General features: G+C 41.7%; 14 protein-coding genes. 8 read left to right on the forward strand and 6 right to left on the reverse strand.

The features are described from left to right. Positions 1-100 precede the first annotated feature (100 nt). The gene (gene purD / locus Q4533_RS17685) at positions 101-1,402 is read left to right on the forward strand and encodes a phosphoribosylamine--glycine ligase (protein WP_102476016.1); all 1,302 of its coding nucleotides are present in this window, start codon (positions 101-103) and stop codon (positions 1,400-1,402) included. A gap of 122 nt (positions 1,403-1,524) precedes the next feature. On the opposite strand, the gene Q4533_RS17690 is transcribed toward purD, so the two are convergent. Further along, positions 1,525-2,532, reverse strand: coding sequence for a DUF2955 domain-containing protein (locus tag Q4533_RS17690; RefSeq protein ID WP_102476017.1), 1,008 nt, complete (start codon positions 2,530-2,532; stop codon positions 1,525-1,527). Continuing rightward, positions 2,522-3,586 carry an HlyD family secretion protein gene (locus Q4533_RS17695; RefSeq protein ID WP_102436946.1) on the reverse strand — a complete coding sequence of 355 codons (1,065 nt, stop codon included), beginning with the start codon at positions 3,584-3,586 and terminating at the stop codon, positions 2,522-2,524. The genes Q4533_RS17690 and Q4533_RS17695 overlap by 11 nt, the downstream gene beginning before the upstream one ends. A 442-nt stretch (positions 3,587-4,028) precedes the next feature. On the opposite strand from Q4533_RS17695, the gene nhaC reads away from it, so the two are divergent. The 3 genes from nhaC (at position 4,029) to Q4533_RS17710 (ending at position 6,560) form a co-directional block, all read left to right on the forward strand. Then, positions 4,029-5,510 (forward strand): Na+/H+ antiporter NhaC, encoded by a 1,482-nt coding sequence (gene nhaC, locus Q4533_RS17700; protein WP_303503580.1) that lies wholly within the window; start codon positions 4,029-4,031, stop codon positions 5,508-5,510. Positions 5,511-5,929: 419 nt separating this feature from the next. Beyond that, positions 5,930-6,253: a hypothetical protein gene (locus Q4533_RS17705; RefSeq protein WP_303503583.1), complete on the forward strand. Its 324-nt coding sequence runs from the start codon at positions 5,930-5,932 to the stop codon at positions 6,251-6,253. A 10-nt stretch (positions 6,254-6,263) separates the two neighbouring features. Continuing rightward, positions 6,264-6,560 (forward strand): hypothetical protein, encoded by a 297-nt coding sequence (locus Q4533_RS17710; protein ID WP_303503586.1) that lies wholly within the window; start codon positions 6,264-6,266, stop codon positions 6,558-6,560. 483 nt (positions 6,561-7,043) lie between these two features. Here the strand turns inward: Q4533_RS17710 and Q4533_RS17715 are convergent, their stop codons facing one another. The 3 genes from Q4533_RS17715 to Q4533_RS17725 all read right to left on the reverse strand — a co-directional run bounded on the left by Q4533_RS17715 (position 7,044) and on the right by Q4533_RS17725 (position 11,006). After that, positions 7,044-8,354 carry a serine hydrolase gene (locus Q4533_RS17715; protein ID WP_303503588.1) on the reverse strand — a complete coding sequence of 437 codons (1,311 nt, stop codon included), beginning with the start codon at positions 8,352-8,354 and terminating at the stop codon, positions 7,044-7,046. A gap of 564 nt (positions 8,355-8,918) precedes the next feature. Then, positions 8,919-10,310 (reverse strand): FAD-binding oxidoreductase, encoded by a 1,392-nt coding sequence (locus Q4533_RS17720; RefSeq protein ID WP_303503591.1) that lies wholly within the window; start codon positions 10,308-10,310, stop codon positions 8,919-8,921. Between the two features lie 105 nt (positions 10,311-10,415). Beyond that, positions 10,416-11,006, reverse strand: a complete 591-nt coding sequence (locus Q4533_RS17725) for a GNAT family N-acetyltransferase (RefSeq protein ID WP_102436952.1) — start codon at positions 11,004-11,006, stop codon at positions 10,416-10,418. Between the two features lie 234 nt (positions 11,007-11,240). Between Q4533_RS17725 and Q4533_RS17730 the strand changes: the two genes are divergently transcribed. From Q4533_RS17730 to Q4533_RS17745, 4 genes are all read left to right on the forward strand, one after another. Further along, complete coding sequence (locus tag Q4533_RS17730; RefSeq protein WP_303446375.1) at positions 11,241-11,891, forward strand: spondin domain-containing protein; 651 nt, start codon at positions 11,241-11,243, stop codon at positions 11,889-11,891. A gap of 10 nt (positions 11,892-11,901) precedes the next feature. Further along, entirely contained in the window at positions 11,902-12,639 is a 738-nt protein-coding gene (locus tag Q4533_RS17735; protein ID WP_198589304.1) for a spondin domain-containing protein, read from the forward strand. Positions 12,640-12,735: 96 nt separating this feature from the next. After that, entirely contained in the window at positions 12,736-13,464 is a 729-nt protein-coding gene (locus Q4533_RS17740) for a response regulator transcription factor (protein WP_102436956.1), read from the forward strand. A gap of 49 nt (positions 13,465-13,513) precedes the next feature. Continuing rightward, positions 13,514-14,968, forward strand: coding sequence for a HAMP domain-containing sensor histidine kinase (locus tag Q4533_RS17745; RefSeq protein ID WP_303503594.1), 1,455 nt, complete (start codon positions 13,514-13,516; stop codon positions 14,966-14,968). Between the two features lie 119 nt (positions 14,969-15,087). Here Q4533_RS17745 and Q4533_RS17750 read toward each other — a convergent pair whose 3' ends face one another. After that, complete coding sequence (locus Q4533_RS17750; RefSeq protein WP_102476021.1) at positions 15,088-15,297, reverse strand: hypothetical protein; 210 nt, start codon at positions 15,295-15,297, stop codon at positions 15,088-15,090. Positions 15,298-15,573: the final 276 nt, after the last annotated feature.

Below are 15,573 nucleotides of genomic sequence, written 5' to 3' on the forward strand. Positions count from 1 at the left end.
TTGTTTCAAGTTCAATGAAAACACGCGGAGCTTATAAGCATAAGTGAGCATGTTTGAAGCAGAAATTGAGACCATGGCGCAGCTATAAGAGGATTAAAAGATGCAAGTATTTGTTATTGGTGGCGGCGGACGCGAACATGCGTTAGCTTGGAAAGCAGCACAATCAGCTCAAGTTGAAACAGTTTTTGTTGCACCAGGTAATGCTGGTACAGCCTTAGAGCCAAAACTAGAAAACATCGACATTAAGGTTGAAGCAATTTCAGAGCTGGTTAAATTTGCTCAAGATAATAAAATTGAACTCACCATTGTTGGCCCAGAAGTACCATTAGCACTTGGCGTAGTGGATGCCTTTAACGAAGCAGGTTTGCCTATCTTTGGTCCAACTCAAGGCGCTGCACAGCTTGAGTCTTCAAAAGCCTTCACTAAAGACTTTTTAGCACGTCATAACATCCCAACAGCTGACTACTCAAACTTCACTGAAATTGAAGCAGCAAAAGCTTACTCAGTTGAGTTAACCAACAAAACAGGTTTCCCTGTGGTGATTAAAGCTGACGGCTTAGCAGCGGGTAAAGGCGTGATTATCGCGGCAGACCAAGCTGAAGCTGACGCCGCAATCGAAGACATGCTAGCAGGTAACAAGTTTGGTGAAGCAGGTTCACGGGTTGTTATCGAAGAATTTTTAAAAGGTGAAGAAGCCAGCTTTATCGTAATGGTAGATGGTAAAAACATTTTAGCAATGGCCACCAGCCAGGACCATAAAGCCCGTGATAACGGCGATAACGGCCCTAACACTGGCGGCATGGGTGCATATTCACCTGCACCAGTAGTGACCCAAGTTGTTCACGACTGGACCATTGCTAATGTTATCCGCCCAACGGTCGACGGCATGGCAGCAGAAGGCAATGTTTACACCGGCTTCTTATACGCAGGCTTAATGATTTCTCCAGATGGCAGCGCAAAAGTACTTGAGTACAACTGCCGCTTTGGCGACCCAGAAACGCAGCCAATCATGATGCGTCTGCAATCAGACTTAGTTGAGCTTTGTCTAGCCGCTACCCGGGGTGAGTTAGATAAAGTGACTGCTGAATTTGATTCACGCGCAGCAGTCGGTGTTGTACTTGCAGCAGGCGGATACCCAGATGCTTACCGTAAAGCTGACGTGATTGACGGTTTATCATTAGGTGATAACAACGCCAAAGTATTCCACGCTGGCACCGCCATGAAAGACGGCCATGTTGTCACTGCAGGCGGCCGCGTTTTATGTGCCACAGCACTAGGTAACACTGTGACAGAAGCACAAGCTAGCGCATACAAGCTAGTCGATGCTATCCACTGGGATGACGTCTACTTCCGCACTGATATTGCCTACCGCGCTATCGCACGTGAGCAAGATAAAGGTTAATTTTTTTAGCCTAATGCTGAATTAAAAAAATCCCTGTGATGGCAACTAATGCCAAAAGTCACAGGGATTTTTGTTTTAGCGTTCAAAATTCAATTCCATTAAAGTATTAGGAGCTTATTAAACTATTTATCTTCCTTTACTAAAGGCACCGCCGAGTGTTTGCTTAAATTCAAAATCAACACCCCAACCAGTATGGCGATAACAATCGAGATTAAACGGGTAAATTCAGACGACAGTGAATCTGCCGCTTGGTGCTTAATGATTTGATACGTTAATACGATAAAATTAGTAAACAATAACTGGTAAATACTAAAGCGACATTGTCGACGAATGCCAAAGCAAGCTAACTGCAGCCCGCAAAATAACGTCACCCCAATTAACATCCAAGTTGAAACCCCAAAGGCAAACAGTAGCATCACAGGTAAGGTAAATAAGATCCCAGTGGCGGTGGTGACAATTTTATTCTGGCTATAAATACGATGATCATTCGCGATAGGAATTTTAATCAAACTGCCAATGGTGATGGCAATCAGCATGGTTTGCGTACTGCCAATACTGATAAGTACCACCAGCGTAATACACATGGCGGTGGCTTTAAACATGATAAGCCCAATGTTAGTTTGCGCCCCTTCTTTAACGGTTTCATCCATTAAAATATCTTGCTCATCACCTGGGAATAATAAAAAACTGATGTAGGTGATAACGATGGCAATTAAAAAGGCTTCAAACATCAACCAAGGTAACACGTCCACTGGCGCACCCATTTGGAAATTCATCACTGTCATGATAATCACCACCATTAAGGCTAAGGTGGCAAGCATATCTTTAGGATCGTGATGACTGCGGTAAAAGCACCAAAAAAATAATCCCCAGCAAAATAGCGCATAACCTGTGGGAGTGTCTTTTAACACCCCAGCAAGAAACACCAATATAAAGCTAAGAAAGAATAATATGATAAGCAGTTTAAGTAACATACTCATAGGCGGCTTTGATGGCATGATGGTTAAAAATATCACCACAAACATCGGCGCTAAAATAGGCATAGCCGCCCCAGAGTATTGCAAATAAAACAGCAAAAAGACCGGGAAAAATACCAGCCTGATGATCGGATTCACCGCATTACGAAACATAGGTCCACACGCTCACAACTCGGATCCAAATTTTAGCTAACCATTCGCCAAAGCTGCTTTGCTCTGTAAAAAAGGCAACGGTAGCTTGGGAGCCATAACGAATGTTTTGCGGTATATCATCGTTTTCAAAAACAATGTTAACCGGATAACGCTGGGCATTTAACGAAGTGGTATCTGCGGTTAAAAAGCCTGTTGCTTGGTCAATATTATTACTGCCACCAGTCCCCCAACCTATGCTATCGACTTTGCCATTCAACACCCTCCCTGGCAGTGCATCGAGCACAATTTCAACTCGTTGCCCCTCACGAATATGCTCTAGAGAGTTTTCTCTAACCAGTGCTGAAATCCAAATACCGCGGGGATCAATAAAGGTCAGCATCGGCGTGCCAACCGTGGCTCTTTGCCCTAGAGTAAGTTGTAAATTGGTCACGACACCTTGTGAAGGCGCAATCACTTCGGTGCGCTGTAAGTCTAGCTGCGCTTGCTCAAGGTTGGCCATGGCCGCCAATAACTGCGGGTTATTTTCACCCTGTGGGCCTAAATTTTGTTTGGCTTGTACTAATGAGGCTTCTGCGGCGTTATAACTGGCTTGGGTTCGATCTCGAGACTCAATTGCATTGTCTAAATCAGATTGGCTTAATACCCCCTGCGCTGCTAACTCGGTGATCCTTACCGCTTGCTCTTTGGCGTTATTGCGGGCTGCTAACGCATCAATCACATTCGCTTGAGCAACTTCAACTGCTGCAGTATTGGCGCCAATACTTTGCCCTGTGATAGCAAGGTTAGCTTGGGCTGACTGTAAGGCAATTTGATAGTTGCGTGGGTCGATTTTAAACAGCACCTCACCCGCTTCTACCACTTGGTTATTTTTGACATTAACATCAACGATATTACCAGCCACTTGGCTGGCAACTCTCACCAAATAGGAATGGACTCTCGCATCGCCTGTCATAGGGGTGACTCTATCGGCCCATAGGCTATACAACCACACAAACAGGATCACGCCGATAATATAAAAACTTAACTTACGAGATGATTTTTCCGCTGCGGACATGATATTAACTCTCTAACTGATGATGAAATAGTGATGAAATAGTGCTGAAACTGAGCGCTAAGCTCTCAATAATATAGTCTAGGATATAAGTGAAAATATACATACAAGTATTTGTAAGAGTGATAAAAATTTATTCAAACAAAGGCTAAGGTTTCGATAAGAAGCACATTATAAATATTACATAGTTATTCACTTTTATTAGCCTAAGCGAATAGCTATTTTACTCAGTTAGCTTAATAGTCACAATCGCCTCATCAGCTCCAAAGAGCCACATTTTTTATCACTGCTGGTCATTGCCATAAAACATCGACTTACCCCTTAGACCTATGGCAGGATGTCACCCTGTCACAAGTTAATAACAAATAATACTGACAGCGCAACAGCCAGCATAAATATAAAAAATCTCATCACACCCCAAAAAAATAATAATAGAGATCACTCAATGTCTGATAAGCAAAAGCTAAACAAACACAAACAGCCCAGTTTGCTCGATGCCCTTGCACCCGTCTTTGCCCTCATAGCAATGCTAGGCACTGCGGTGTATCTTTTCTCTTCCGATAGCTCATCTGGTGCCAACCAAATCGCGCTGATCCTCGCGGCCTGTATCGCCATTTTAATTGGCTATAAAAATGGCTATAGCTGGAATGAAATGGAACGCGGCATCATTAAAAGTATTGGTGTTGCCACTGGCGCCTTGTTAATTCTATTTACCGTGGGCTCGCTGATTGGCACTTGGATTTTGGCAGGCACGGTGCCGACAATGATTTATTACGGCATGCAGATTTTGCACCCTCAATATTTTTATGCCGCTAGTTGTATTTTATGTGCTGTGGTCGCGATCAGTATTGGTAGCTCTTGGACTGTAGCGGGCACGCTCGGTATTGCCTTAATTGGTATTGCATCCGCTATGGGATTAGATATTAATATCACCGCAGGTGCGATTATTAGTGGCGCCTATTTTGGCGATAAAATGTCACCGCTTTCAGATACTACTAATCTCGCCCCCGCTGTTGCTGGCGCTGATATTTTTAGCCACATCAAATATATGACTTGGACTACCGTCCCCAGCATTATCATTGCGCTAATAGTCTTCACCGTTTTAGGGCTATCAGCCGATGTTGCTAGCTTCAATTCAGATCTTGATAGCACCCTGTTGCTCCTCGAAGCAACTTATCAACCTGGCCTGCATCTGCTTATTCCTTTATTAGTGGTGTTATTTTTTGCTAACAAAAAAATGCCAGCCTTTCCTACCGTAATTCTAGGGACGATTGCTGGGGCTATTTGTGCGGCGATTTTCCAATTTGATAATGTGGTCAGCTACGTTAATGAGGACAACTTATTACCGATAGTAGCACTCATTAAAGGTATTTGGGTTGCGATGTTTGATGGTTATGTGGCCACCACAGGTGACACGGTTTTAGATAACTTATTAAGCCGCGGCGGCATGAGCAGCATGGTCACCACGGTTTGGTTAATCCTCTGCGCCATGACATTTGGCGGCGTGATGGAAGTGACAGGATCATTATCGCGCTTACTGGAAAGTATCTTAAGTTTAGTGACGGGGACTAGCAGCTTAATTATCACCACTTTGGGAGTTTGTATCGGCGCAAATATTATTACTGCCGATCAATATATTGCCATTGTACTGCCCGGTAGAATGCTAAAAATTGAATATCAAAAACGCAAGTTGGCGCCAGTTAATCTAAGCCGTACTCTAGAAGATTCAGCTACAGTAACTAGCCCACTTATCCCGTGGAATACCTGCGGCGCTTTCATGGCCAGTACCTTAGGCGTAGCAACCATTGCTTATTTGCCTTATGCAATCTTTAACTTAGTTTGCCCTTTCATCAGCGCATCCTATGCGTATTTTAATATCAAGATTCAGCCATTAGATGAATCACAAATACTTACTGAGAATTTGTAAATTTTATACCTGCGGCTATAAAGCCGCGATGTATTACAGAATAACTAAAATAATTAATCGTAGCTCATAAATATTTAACTAATTTATTTAATATAAAATTAATAATTATATCCAGACAGAATATCGGTTATCACTAGTTGCAGCATCAATTTAAGAGTAAATGATTATTCATAACCTACAAAATAAAATAATACACTGTACTATCGATATATAGGCTTCTAATAAATTAGCCAATACAAATATAACTCTATACTAATTAACAACTTAATAAAAAAAAGTAAAACATCCCTTCCATAAAAAACACAAAAACATTATTATAACCCCCTCTCAACATTCAACCTCATTATGGGCAGCGAAACGTTACCAGAAAGAAACATATCTGCCTTCAGGGTTTGCTTCCAATTATTAACGGATAATTAATGAACACTTTTAAATGTAGCTTTTTAGCAATATTACTCGCTCTCAGCTTCCAAGCTAAATCACAAGATATTCCTTTAGCTAATGTAACGGTTGAATCTATTATAACTAATGAAAAGATGGAAATTAATAACTTATCAAATGAGTCATTTACTATTGACCTATATGGTAAGCAATTTCAATTAGTTCCAACTTCAGGATTAACTTTTGAATGTCAGGGAAATACCTATATAGAAATATTATTACCTGAAACTATTCATGACTACTTTGAAGTTGAATGTCACAGTAAGGTTACTTTCACCCCATCTTTCATTATCTCAAAATAAGCCTATTAAAATGAAAAAAACTCTTTTACTCTCAATATTCTTACTTTCAGCTTGTGGCGGCTCTAACTCTGATGGTTCAAGCAAAGAGACATACTCTTCTTGTCAAATAACTGCATCATCAGCTTTACTTGCTAGCGATATGACTAAAGATTTAAGCCAATGTTGGAACGCCTCTGGTAACGGTTACGAAAGCCAAGAAGACGCCCTTCAGTGGTGCCGACAGACGGTAGAAAACTATATCGCTAGTACTTATATCGTTGGCCATGATGTTCAGTTCATAGCAAAATCAACTTACTGTGCTAATTAAAACAAGTGGGCTTTTAAAATTAAAGACATTCATTTTAACCAAAGCGAACTTTTAGCCAACCATAATGGGTGTAATCCCATTGCCCTATTTGTCTTACTTTGGCAAATGGGGCTATGGGTGTTGATATAGCGGTAAATTAGCAATGTCAGAGGCTGTATCACCGGCAACGCTTTGGGCGTATAGCCTTTAGCGGCCACTATCACTTTATTTGCGCTTAACTCACCATGCTCAGTTAACAGTCAATGCTTGCCATTTTTTCTGCCCAGTCAAGCACCATGAGCTTTCAGATACTGTGTAGTGGCATGGCTTGACCAGAGCATTAGTGGACAATATATCACTCAATGTTATCTGGCCAAGTATATGCAGATGAACCGCTGTAAATCTTGGGTTAAGGACTTATTGTTACCTTTAACTACCTTTGTACTATCATCTATGTACTATCTTTTAATAGATATTTTCAGGTAGCTGCGTTATAGGTTTTATTTAATAAGATACAGCGATTTTACGGGCAAAAGATTCCATTGGAATATCGGCAAAACCAGTCGCAAACCAAGCTACCACCACATCTTTGCTAGGTGATACATAGATACCTTGTCCATTCATGCCACCTTTATAGAAATCGCCGTCAGCAAAAACCGCATCCCATTGATAACTATTAAATAAAGGTTTTTCTCCAAACCTTTTAGTTAGCATTGCCCCTATACGCCCATCTTTTAAAAAGTTTTCTTCTTTACCGCCTGTTTGTATTTTAACTAAAGTATTTTTAGATACCACTGGCTCAGAAGCCGTTTTATCCCAGCTTGGCGTATACAGTAAACCAAATCGAGCCATGTCGACTAATCGTGAGCTGATTAATCCATGGATGATCCCATTCCCTTGTGGTGATAGCGCTAATGTTGCATCACCGGTCATTCCGGCATGACGCCAAATACGTTCAGTGACTAAATCAGCGATTTTTTTGCCTGTAACGGCTTCAATTAATAACCCTAACATTTGTGTGTTAGCAGATGAATATTCAAATGCTTTACCAGGCTCTTGCTGCGCTTTTATAGAAAATAAGGCTTGATTGTGTGTTTGTTTAATACCTTTACTGTTAGGCGCACCCAATTCAGCCGCAAAAAATTGCATGATGCTTGAGTTAGGGTTTTTACGATTTTTATAGTTTTCAGCTAAATCTAAACCAGTTTGCATGTTGAGAATGTCAATAATTTTGATATTTTCCCAAGCGGTTCCCTTAGCTTCATCCATATAAGTGGACAATGTGTTGTTAACGTCAATTTTTCCTTCATCTTCCAGTTGCGAAATCAGCAAACTGGCGACAGGTTTAGCATTAGACATCCACACATGATTATCATTTTTTCGCATGCCGGGGTATTGCTCAAAAACGACTTTCCCCTTGTGTAAAACCATCACGCCTTGTACTGGTGATGCCTTATCATTAATCATGTTTTCTAACGATAAGCTTTTACCGTCTTTATTTGACAAGGTGATTTGGTCAACTTTTTTATCTAATTCTTGCGCTAATAAACTAACGTTACCTTCTCGATAAATAATTGCTTGGGGTAAAAATTCACCTAAATGAAAATAAGAATATGCTCCTGATTCCGTAGGAACGAGGAATTTGGGTAAACTCCATTCGCTGTGAAGGGCATAGGCCTTTTCTGCTGAATATCCATGCTTAAGTTCAGAGACAAACTCGGTGGCATGCAGTGGAGCAGAAAGTGATATGAAAAGTGTCGCGATAGGGAGAAGAGAATTTTTTATAATTGAATTTTTGTATTTTCTATTTTGCATTACCGTTAACCTTTCTTGTATTAAAGTAAATTTTATTCTCCCACAAACTTCGGAATAAGATTGTCATCTACATAACAATTGAATTTCATCAAAATTAACAAAAATCATTGTTTTCACTGTTTTAGGCTGTCAACTGATGTTGCTAGCTTCAATTCAGGTCTTGATAACACCCTGTAGCTTTTAAAGATGCTGACCAACCCGGTCTGCTTATTCCTCTATTAGCGGTGCTATTTTTACCTATAAAAAGTTGCCAGCCTTTCCTAGGGTTATTTTAGCTAAGCTAGTAGGGCTATTTGCGCTGCTGAATTCCAATTCCATACATGGTCAGCTATGCCAATGAAGACAACCTGCTACCGATTGTGACGCATATTAAAGGTATTTAGGATTGCCATGTTTGATAGCTAGCTTACTGACCTTACGCAATCTTTAACTTAGTTTGCCCTTTCATCAGCGCATCCAATGGGTATTTTAATATCAAGATTCAGCCATTAGATGAATCGCTACATCTCACAGAAGGTTTATAAGTTTCAATAATGCCGGCTTAGCTTGCTGCGATATAAATGACTAACCCAAACGGTCTTTCAACCAACCATAATGGTAGTAACCCCATTGCCCTATTCGCCTTGCTTTAGCAAAGGGCAAACGGGGTAATGGGTTTTGATAAAGTGGTAAATTAGCAATTTCAGTTGGTGTTTCACCGGCAATACTTTGGGCTAATCGAAAAGCCGCTTGTGCACTAAAAGACACCCCAGCGCCGCAATAACCTAAGCTGTAACCCACGCCGTTTTTCTCAACTACATGGGGCATATCATCCATTGATGCCGCTATCCAGCCCGTCCAGTTATAGGCCACTTTTTTAGTCGCTAATGCAGGAAAGCATTTATTCATGGCCAGCTTGAGTCGCTGACCATAAATCGGATCTGCAGCGTCTTTCCCCCACACAGCGCCGCGGCCGCCAAACAGTAATCGATTATCAGGCAGTAACCTGAAGTAATATTTTAAAATGCGGGTGTCCATGGTTACTTGATGGCTAAATAGACCAGCGGCTTGCAGCTCATCAGCACTAAGTGGCTCAGTGACGATAATATTACTGAGTATTGGCAAAAACTTTTCATCAATGCGGTGATTAAACGCTTTGGGCGTATAGCCATTGGCGGCCACTATCACTTTATTTGCGCTTAACTCACCATGCTCAGTGAACAGACGGTGCTTGCCATTTTCCTCGATCCAGTCAAGCACGCATGAGCTTTCAGATAGGGTGACATCTTGATGCTCAACCATTGATTTATAGCCCAGCAATAACTTTAGCGGGTTTACCCCAAAGCCATCACTTAATCGCAGTGCGCCATAGGCTTGGTGATGATTTAAATAATCTCGGCGAAAGTCTGCAGCATTAATAAATTGCGCATGCTGATCCATATTTGCAGAGCCTGCTGACGAGGGTGATTTACTGTCTAATGGTGAAGGTATTAAATGCTGCTGAATAAAGTCAGCGGCTGTTTTAAGCTGCTGCAACGCCTTAGGGTTATGCGCCACCTTTAAGTAGCCTTTCTCCTGCGGATCACACTCTATATTGTATTTATGAATTAGTGATTCAACGCGCTCGACAGCTTGGCTAAACTCGCCATAAATGGCTTTAGTGGTGGCTAAATCCCAACGTTTTGCCATAGCGGCATAGCCCAACCTGCCCGAGCCCTTTAATACAAAACCTGCATTACGGGCGCTGGCACCAAAACCCACTTGGTTTGCCTCTAATACATGGCAATCTATATGGTATTTACTGGCGAGATAATATGCCGTCAGTAATCCTGTATAACCGCCGCCAATTATCGCGACATCCGTTTGCTGATGACCACTTAGGTGAGGTAAGCGTGGCGGCAAAGCTTGGGTACTTGCCCAATAGCTATTGGCCAGTGGTTGTGAAGCAGCATTCGGGGTTATTAAAGGATCATACATAGCAGCGGCTCTTTTTATTTTGGTTATATGAGTGCAAATGCGGGCACTAAAATCTGCAATAAAGCCTTTTAGTAAAGCCTTTTGATAACGTCTCTCTATAAATGGTTAGCTAAATTCAATCACCATTTCACAAGCTGTGCAGTGGCAATCATCGCCGCAAAGCACACAAAGATAATCGCTACCGTCTACTTTTTGGTTCCAACGGCTCGGATGTTGTTTAATTAATTGCCCACCAGCATGAGTAAAGTAACCTACCGCCGAGTTATTTGGGCTTTGTTGCCATAAGTGACTCACCCCCGCTTTGGCGCCCTGTTGCTTAACAGCCGCAATAGACGCTTGCAGTAATTTAGAACCAATCCCCTGACCGCGATATGCTTCTGCTACTGTATTACATTTGAAATAACACATATTTTCAGCAGTAACAGGCCACTTTTCAGGAGTACACCATTGATCAACTGGCCACTTCCCAGCGGCATAAGTCAGCCTAAAACCGACAATATTAGCCGTCGAATTATGGGTATTTTTAGTTGGTGATAATTGTTCACTTTCTGCGATGAAGTGAGCATTGATATTATTTTTTATACCCATTCGATAAATTTTTTCAAGCGAAGATAGATTTAAATACCCTTCACCATGAACCAAGTTTCCGAGCTCAATAACTTGTTGAAAATCATCAGGAGTTAAGCTTCTTATCATTATTATATTGACTCCAGGTTGTCTTAATATATCGCCAAGATAGCACAATTATTTAGCAAAAATAACGATGTTAAACTTTTGTGATAATTTGGCGATAACACAGTGAGATCCCTTTGGCAGAATCGATTGCAATTAAACAAAAGGAGCTCCGTTATGAAATCATCTGTATTAAAACCTATCGCACAAAAAGCAAGCTTACTGACTTGTGGACTCATCGCCGCTGGCCTGTTCAGTATGTCAGCTAATGCTGCTGAAGTTGAAATCAGTGTTGTTAACCTAACCCACGGTAATCACTTCACGCCATTGTTTATTGCAGCACACGATGCTGACAGTCACCTATTCCAAGTGGGCGAAATGGCTACACCAGCATTACAAAAAATGGCCGAGGGCGGTGATATTGCTGATTTAGATGCCGCAGTTATGGGCGCAGGTGGCGTGACTGTTACCAACCCAGCCATGGGTTTATTAGCCCCCGGTGCTAATGTCAGTGATGTCATGCTTGATTCAATGGAAATGACGCACCTTTCTATCGTTGCTATGGTACTACCAACCAATGATGCCTTTATGGGGTTAGATGGCTGGGAGATCCCGACTGAGTCGGGTACTTACACAGTTTATGTAAACGCCTATGATGCGGGTACTGAAGCCAATGATGAAGTGGTTAATGGCGGCGGAATGTCCGGCGTTGCAGGTATTCCAGCAGCGCCAGGTGGTGACGGAGGTATGAATGGTACTGGTGTTATGGATGGTGCTACTAATGGTTATGTCCACACTCATCCAGGTGTGCTTGGTGATACTGATCCAGCCGGCGGCGCCAGTGATTTAGACAGCCGAATTCATCGCTGGTTAAACCCTGTTGCGAAAGTTGTTGTTACCGTTAAATAAGGGGCATGTGATGAAATATCCAATCAAAAATATCAATAAATATAGCCTGAGTGCTGCAGCATTAATTGCTGTGCTGGGCTTAAGTGGCTGTTCAGACAATAACAACTCACCGTCTCCTGAGCCGACTCCAACCCCAACGCCCGATACGGTAATGCAAACCTATAGCGTCACAGTGACAAACTTAACGGCTAATCAACCCATGTCACCGATTGCAATTGCCGTTCATAGCAATGATGTGATGTTATGGCAAGCAGGCGAAAGCGCAAATGTCGCCCTAGAGAAAATTGCTGAAGGCGGCGATTCAAGTGATGTAGCGGCTATTGAGGGTATCGAGGTTACGGCCAGTGGCGCTGGTATATTGATGCCAGGCATGTCAGAAACCATCACAATTACTTTAGATGAAGCCGATGTTGCCAACCTTACCGTAGCAACCATGCTGGTAAACACCAACGATGCCTTTACTGGATTAAACAGTTACGACATTTCGATGTTAGCAGTCGACACTATGGTCGCTATGAAAGGCATGGTTTACGACGCTGGCACTGAAGCTAATACAGAAGAAAAAGGTACCATGCCCGGACCTGCTGATGGCGGAGAGGGGTTTAATGCAACCCGTGATGATGTTGATTTTGTTCATATTCATCCAGGCGTGATCACCATGTATGACGGTTTAATGGACTCAGTCCTAACGCCATCACACCGTTTTGATAATCCGGCAATAGCCATATCAATCAGCCGCACACAATAGCAAGCATCAGCCTTTATGATTAAAAACCAAACAAGCTGAAAGTTTATCCGCCCATCTCAGGTCTGCTGGATAAGGACCTGAAATGGGAAATTCTGGATGAATGATTCTAATAAGCACCATCAGCACCAAATCAAGCCACATATTTTGTTGGTTGAAGATGAGCAAGATTTGGCAAGGCTCATCATGCTAAATCTAACCGCACTAAATTATGAGGTGTTTCATGCCACCACATTAAGCCAAGCGCTTAACATCATTAAATCTAGTGTAATAGATTTGATTTTGATGGACCGTATGCTACCTGATGGCGATGGCATTATGTTGTGCCAGCAACTTCGTGAAGCTGACAACTCGGTTGCTGTGATGATGCTAACTGCCAAAGATTCAGAAGCCGATATTGTATTGGGCCTTGAAGCCGGTGCTGATGATTACTTAGTCAAACCCTTTAGTGTGCTGGAGCTACGAGCGCGAGTAAAAGCCATGCTTAGGCGTAGTAAAACTCAACAAATCAGCTCTGAGCAACTGCAGTTTAATGGCGTTACCATTAACGCAGCAACCCGTGAGGTCATTACCAATGACTGCCCGCTGGAATTAACCGCTAGAGAATTTGATCTGTTGCTGTTTATGGCCAAGCATCCACTACAAGTATTTAGCCGAATGCAATTATTAGAGGCAGTGTGGGGTTACAACTATGACGGTTATGAGCATACGATTAACAGTCACATTAATCGCTTACGCAATAAACTCGCCCACAGCCCTGGGCATCCAGAATTAGTCAAAACCGTTTGGGGTGTAGGCTATAAGTTCTCTCCACCATCAGCAACTTAGCTGATATTCGTTTTAAGCATGTTATTTTTAAAGTGTATATGGGTCTCTAATGAACCGCTTATTTAACCGACTATTCTTATCTGCCACTTTAATGGTGTTGCTACTTTTTGTAGCCCTGTGGCAATGGTTACAACTCAACCATGAATTTAGCCGTAATCAAATTCAGCAATCATTACACTTACAACTTGCTGAACATATGGCGCACATTAATCCGTTATTGTCACAAGGGATTACCTCAGATGCAGCGCTAAAAGAAGCATTTCACGACTTTATGCTGCTGGGCCCAAGTTTTGAAATTTATACCTTAGATCCACAAGGTCGTGTCATTGCTTACGATGCCAAAGAAGAGAAAATCAAAACCACTCGAGTAAATTTAGCCAAGATAAAGCAATTTATTGCAGGTCGAGACCTACCGATTTTAGGCACAGATCCCCGCTCAAAAAAAACAGAAAAAATCTTTTCCGTCAGCCCGCTCATCACTACTGACGGGCTTCACAGTGGATACTTATATGTCATCATCGGCGGCGAAGATTATGATAGCTGGCAAGCACTAACAAACTCAGAAAATCAGCCCAAGCTGTGGGGCGCTACCATTGGCTTTTGGATTATTTTTGCACTGATGTTATTTGTGCTATTGCTGGGCTTTTTTACCCAACCAATTAAAAAATTAGCTAGCGATCTCAACCAATTAAAAGATTCGCCATTAAGCGGCACACTGGCCTTGCCTAACCGTTACAATGGCAGCGAAGAAATCAGAGTCCTCAGTGACAATATTAATCATTTACTGCATAAAATCAGCCAACAACACCAACAAGTCAAACGCCAACAACAAGCCAAACATGACTTCTTACTGCATTTGTCCCATGACTTAAAAACCCCACTCACCTCTTTGCTGGGATATATCGATACCTGGCTACTATTACCGCCAGCAGAGCGCCAACCAGAATTAATTGAGTACGCCGCTAATTCAGGGCAAAACTTACAGCAGTTACTGGCACAATTACTTGAATTAGCAGCACTGGAAAATGGTCAAATCAGTGCCCAAATAAGTCAAATTAATTTGCGAGAGGTATTACTGGATTTAAAACAAACTTTTGCACCCAGAGCGCAAAAACTTGGAATACTCTTAGACTTTAATATTGCCGATGAGCTGCAAGTGTATACCGACCCACAATTAATGCGTCGAATATTAAATAATCTTGTAGATAATGCCCTGAGATACACCCCAAAAGGTGGCACCATCAAGGTATACAGCGAAAGCTTAAATGGTCAAAGCTGGTTAGCCGTTAAAGATACTGGCGCAGGCATGCATAAGCATGAAGTCGAAGCCTTAAAACAATTATCCATGCAGCAGTTATCATTTGAGCCCAATCAAACATTGCCACAGTTGGGTGTTGGTTTAGCCATAGTGCGCCAATTGCTTGGACTCCTAAAGTGCCGTATTGATATTAAAAGCACTCCCGGCAAAGGAAGCCGTTTTATGATTGAACTAGCCACACACTAAATTAGACAAACACTAAAAATAACAAAGCCACCTATAATTAAGGTGACTTTGAGGGTCATAACTGAACACGCCCCTTTAGAGGGAGCGCCTATATTCAGCTACAGAAATAGCTATTAACTTTAGATAGATTGATAAAGTTTTTTAATTTTGTGGAAGAAAAGACTCACAAAACCAGCAGCTAAACTGCCCCACATTAATAATACTGCCGCAACAGTCACAAATTGCCCCATATAATAATCGGCATTAGCCACATAAATGTAATGGGTACCTGGTAGTAGCGCAGCAAATACAGCAAAGAACATTAAAGCAACAATAATTTGAATTTTCATAATTAACTCTTTTTGGCAAAGGCTACTAGTTTTTGCCTCTGTTTCATCATGAAACAAAGCTAGTTAGCTAAATAATACTTAATTCTCAGAATGACGATAAAGTATCAAATAAACCCCACTAAGAGTTTTGTTAAGATCACAATTTAGAATATTCAATTGTCACTTTGTGATAGAGAGCACTCATTACCATTAAAACTATGATGAATAAAATATGGTAAAGCTCAGTGGTCGAAAACGAATTAAAAAAAAGACGAGCATTGCTCGTCTTTTTTTGTG

The organism is Shewanella sp. 6_MG-2023, from assembly GCF_030547195.1.
Classification (GTDB): Bacteria; Pseudomonadota; Gammaproteobacteria; order Enterobacterales; family Shewanellaceae; genus Shewanella.

What these genes read in the sequence shown, in the direction of transcription:
- Q4533_RS17720 (WP_303503591.1), bottom strand. Translation starts at nt 10,310, where the DNA reads ATGTATGATCCTTTAATAACCCCGAATGCTGCTTCACAACCACTGGCC.
- Q4533_RS17710 (WP_303503586.1), top strand. Translation starts at nt 6,264, where the DNA reads ATGAAAAAAACTCTTTTACTCTCAATATTCTTACTTTCAGCTTGTGGC.
- Q4533_RS17750 (WP_102476021.1), bottom strand. Translation starts at nt 15,297, where the DNA reads ATGAAAATTCAAATTATTGTTGCTTTAATGTTCTTTGCTGTATTTGCT.
- Q4533_RS17730 (WP_303446375.1), top strand. Translation starts at nt 11,241, where the DNA reads ATGTCAGCTAATGCTGCTGAAGTTGAAATCAGTGTTGTTAACCTAACC.
- Q4533_RS17735 (WP_198589304.1), top strand. Translation starts at nt 11,902, where the DNA reads ATGAAATATCCAATCAAAAATATCAATAAATATAGCCTGAGTGCTGCA.
- Q4533_RS17745 (WP_303503594.1), top strand. Translation starts at nt 13,514, where the DNA reads ATGAACCGCTTATTTAACCGACTATTCTTATCTGCCACTTTAATGGTG.
- Q4533_RS17695 (WP_102436946.1), bottom strand. Translation starts at nt 3,586, where the DNA reads ATGTCCGCAGCGGAAAAATCATCTCGTAAGTTAAGTTTTTATATTATC.
- Q4533_RS17725 (WP_102436952.1), bottom strand. Translation starts at nt 11,006, where the DNA reads ATGATAAGAAGCTTAACTCCTGATGATTTTCAACAAGTTATTGAGCTC.
- Q4533_RS17690 (WP_102476017.1), bottom strand. Translation starts at nt 2,532, where the DNA reads ATGTTTCGTAATGCGGTGAATCCGATCATCAGGCTGGTATTTTTCCCG.
- Q4533_RS17705 (WP_303503583.1), top strand. Translation starts at nt 5,930, where the DNA reads ATGAACACTTTTAAATGTAGCTTTTTAGCAATATTACTCGCTCTCAGC.
- nhaC (WP_303503580.1), top strand. Translation starts at nt 4,029, where the DNA reads ATGTCTGATAAGCAAAAGCTAAACAAACACAAACAGCCCAGTTTGCTC.
- purD (WP_102476016.1), top strand. Translation starts at nt 101, where the DNA reads ATGCAAGTATTTGTTATTGGTGGCGGCGGACGCGAACATGCGTTAGCT.
- Q4533_RS17740 (WP_102436956.1), top strand. Translation starts at nt 12,736, where the DNA reads ATGAATGATTCTAATAAGCACCATCAGCACCAAATCAAGCCACATATT.
- Q4533_RS17715 (WP_303503588.1), bottom strand. Translation starts at nt 8,354, where the DNA reads ATGCAAAATAGAAAATACAAAAATTCAATTATAAAAAATTCTCTTCTC.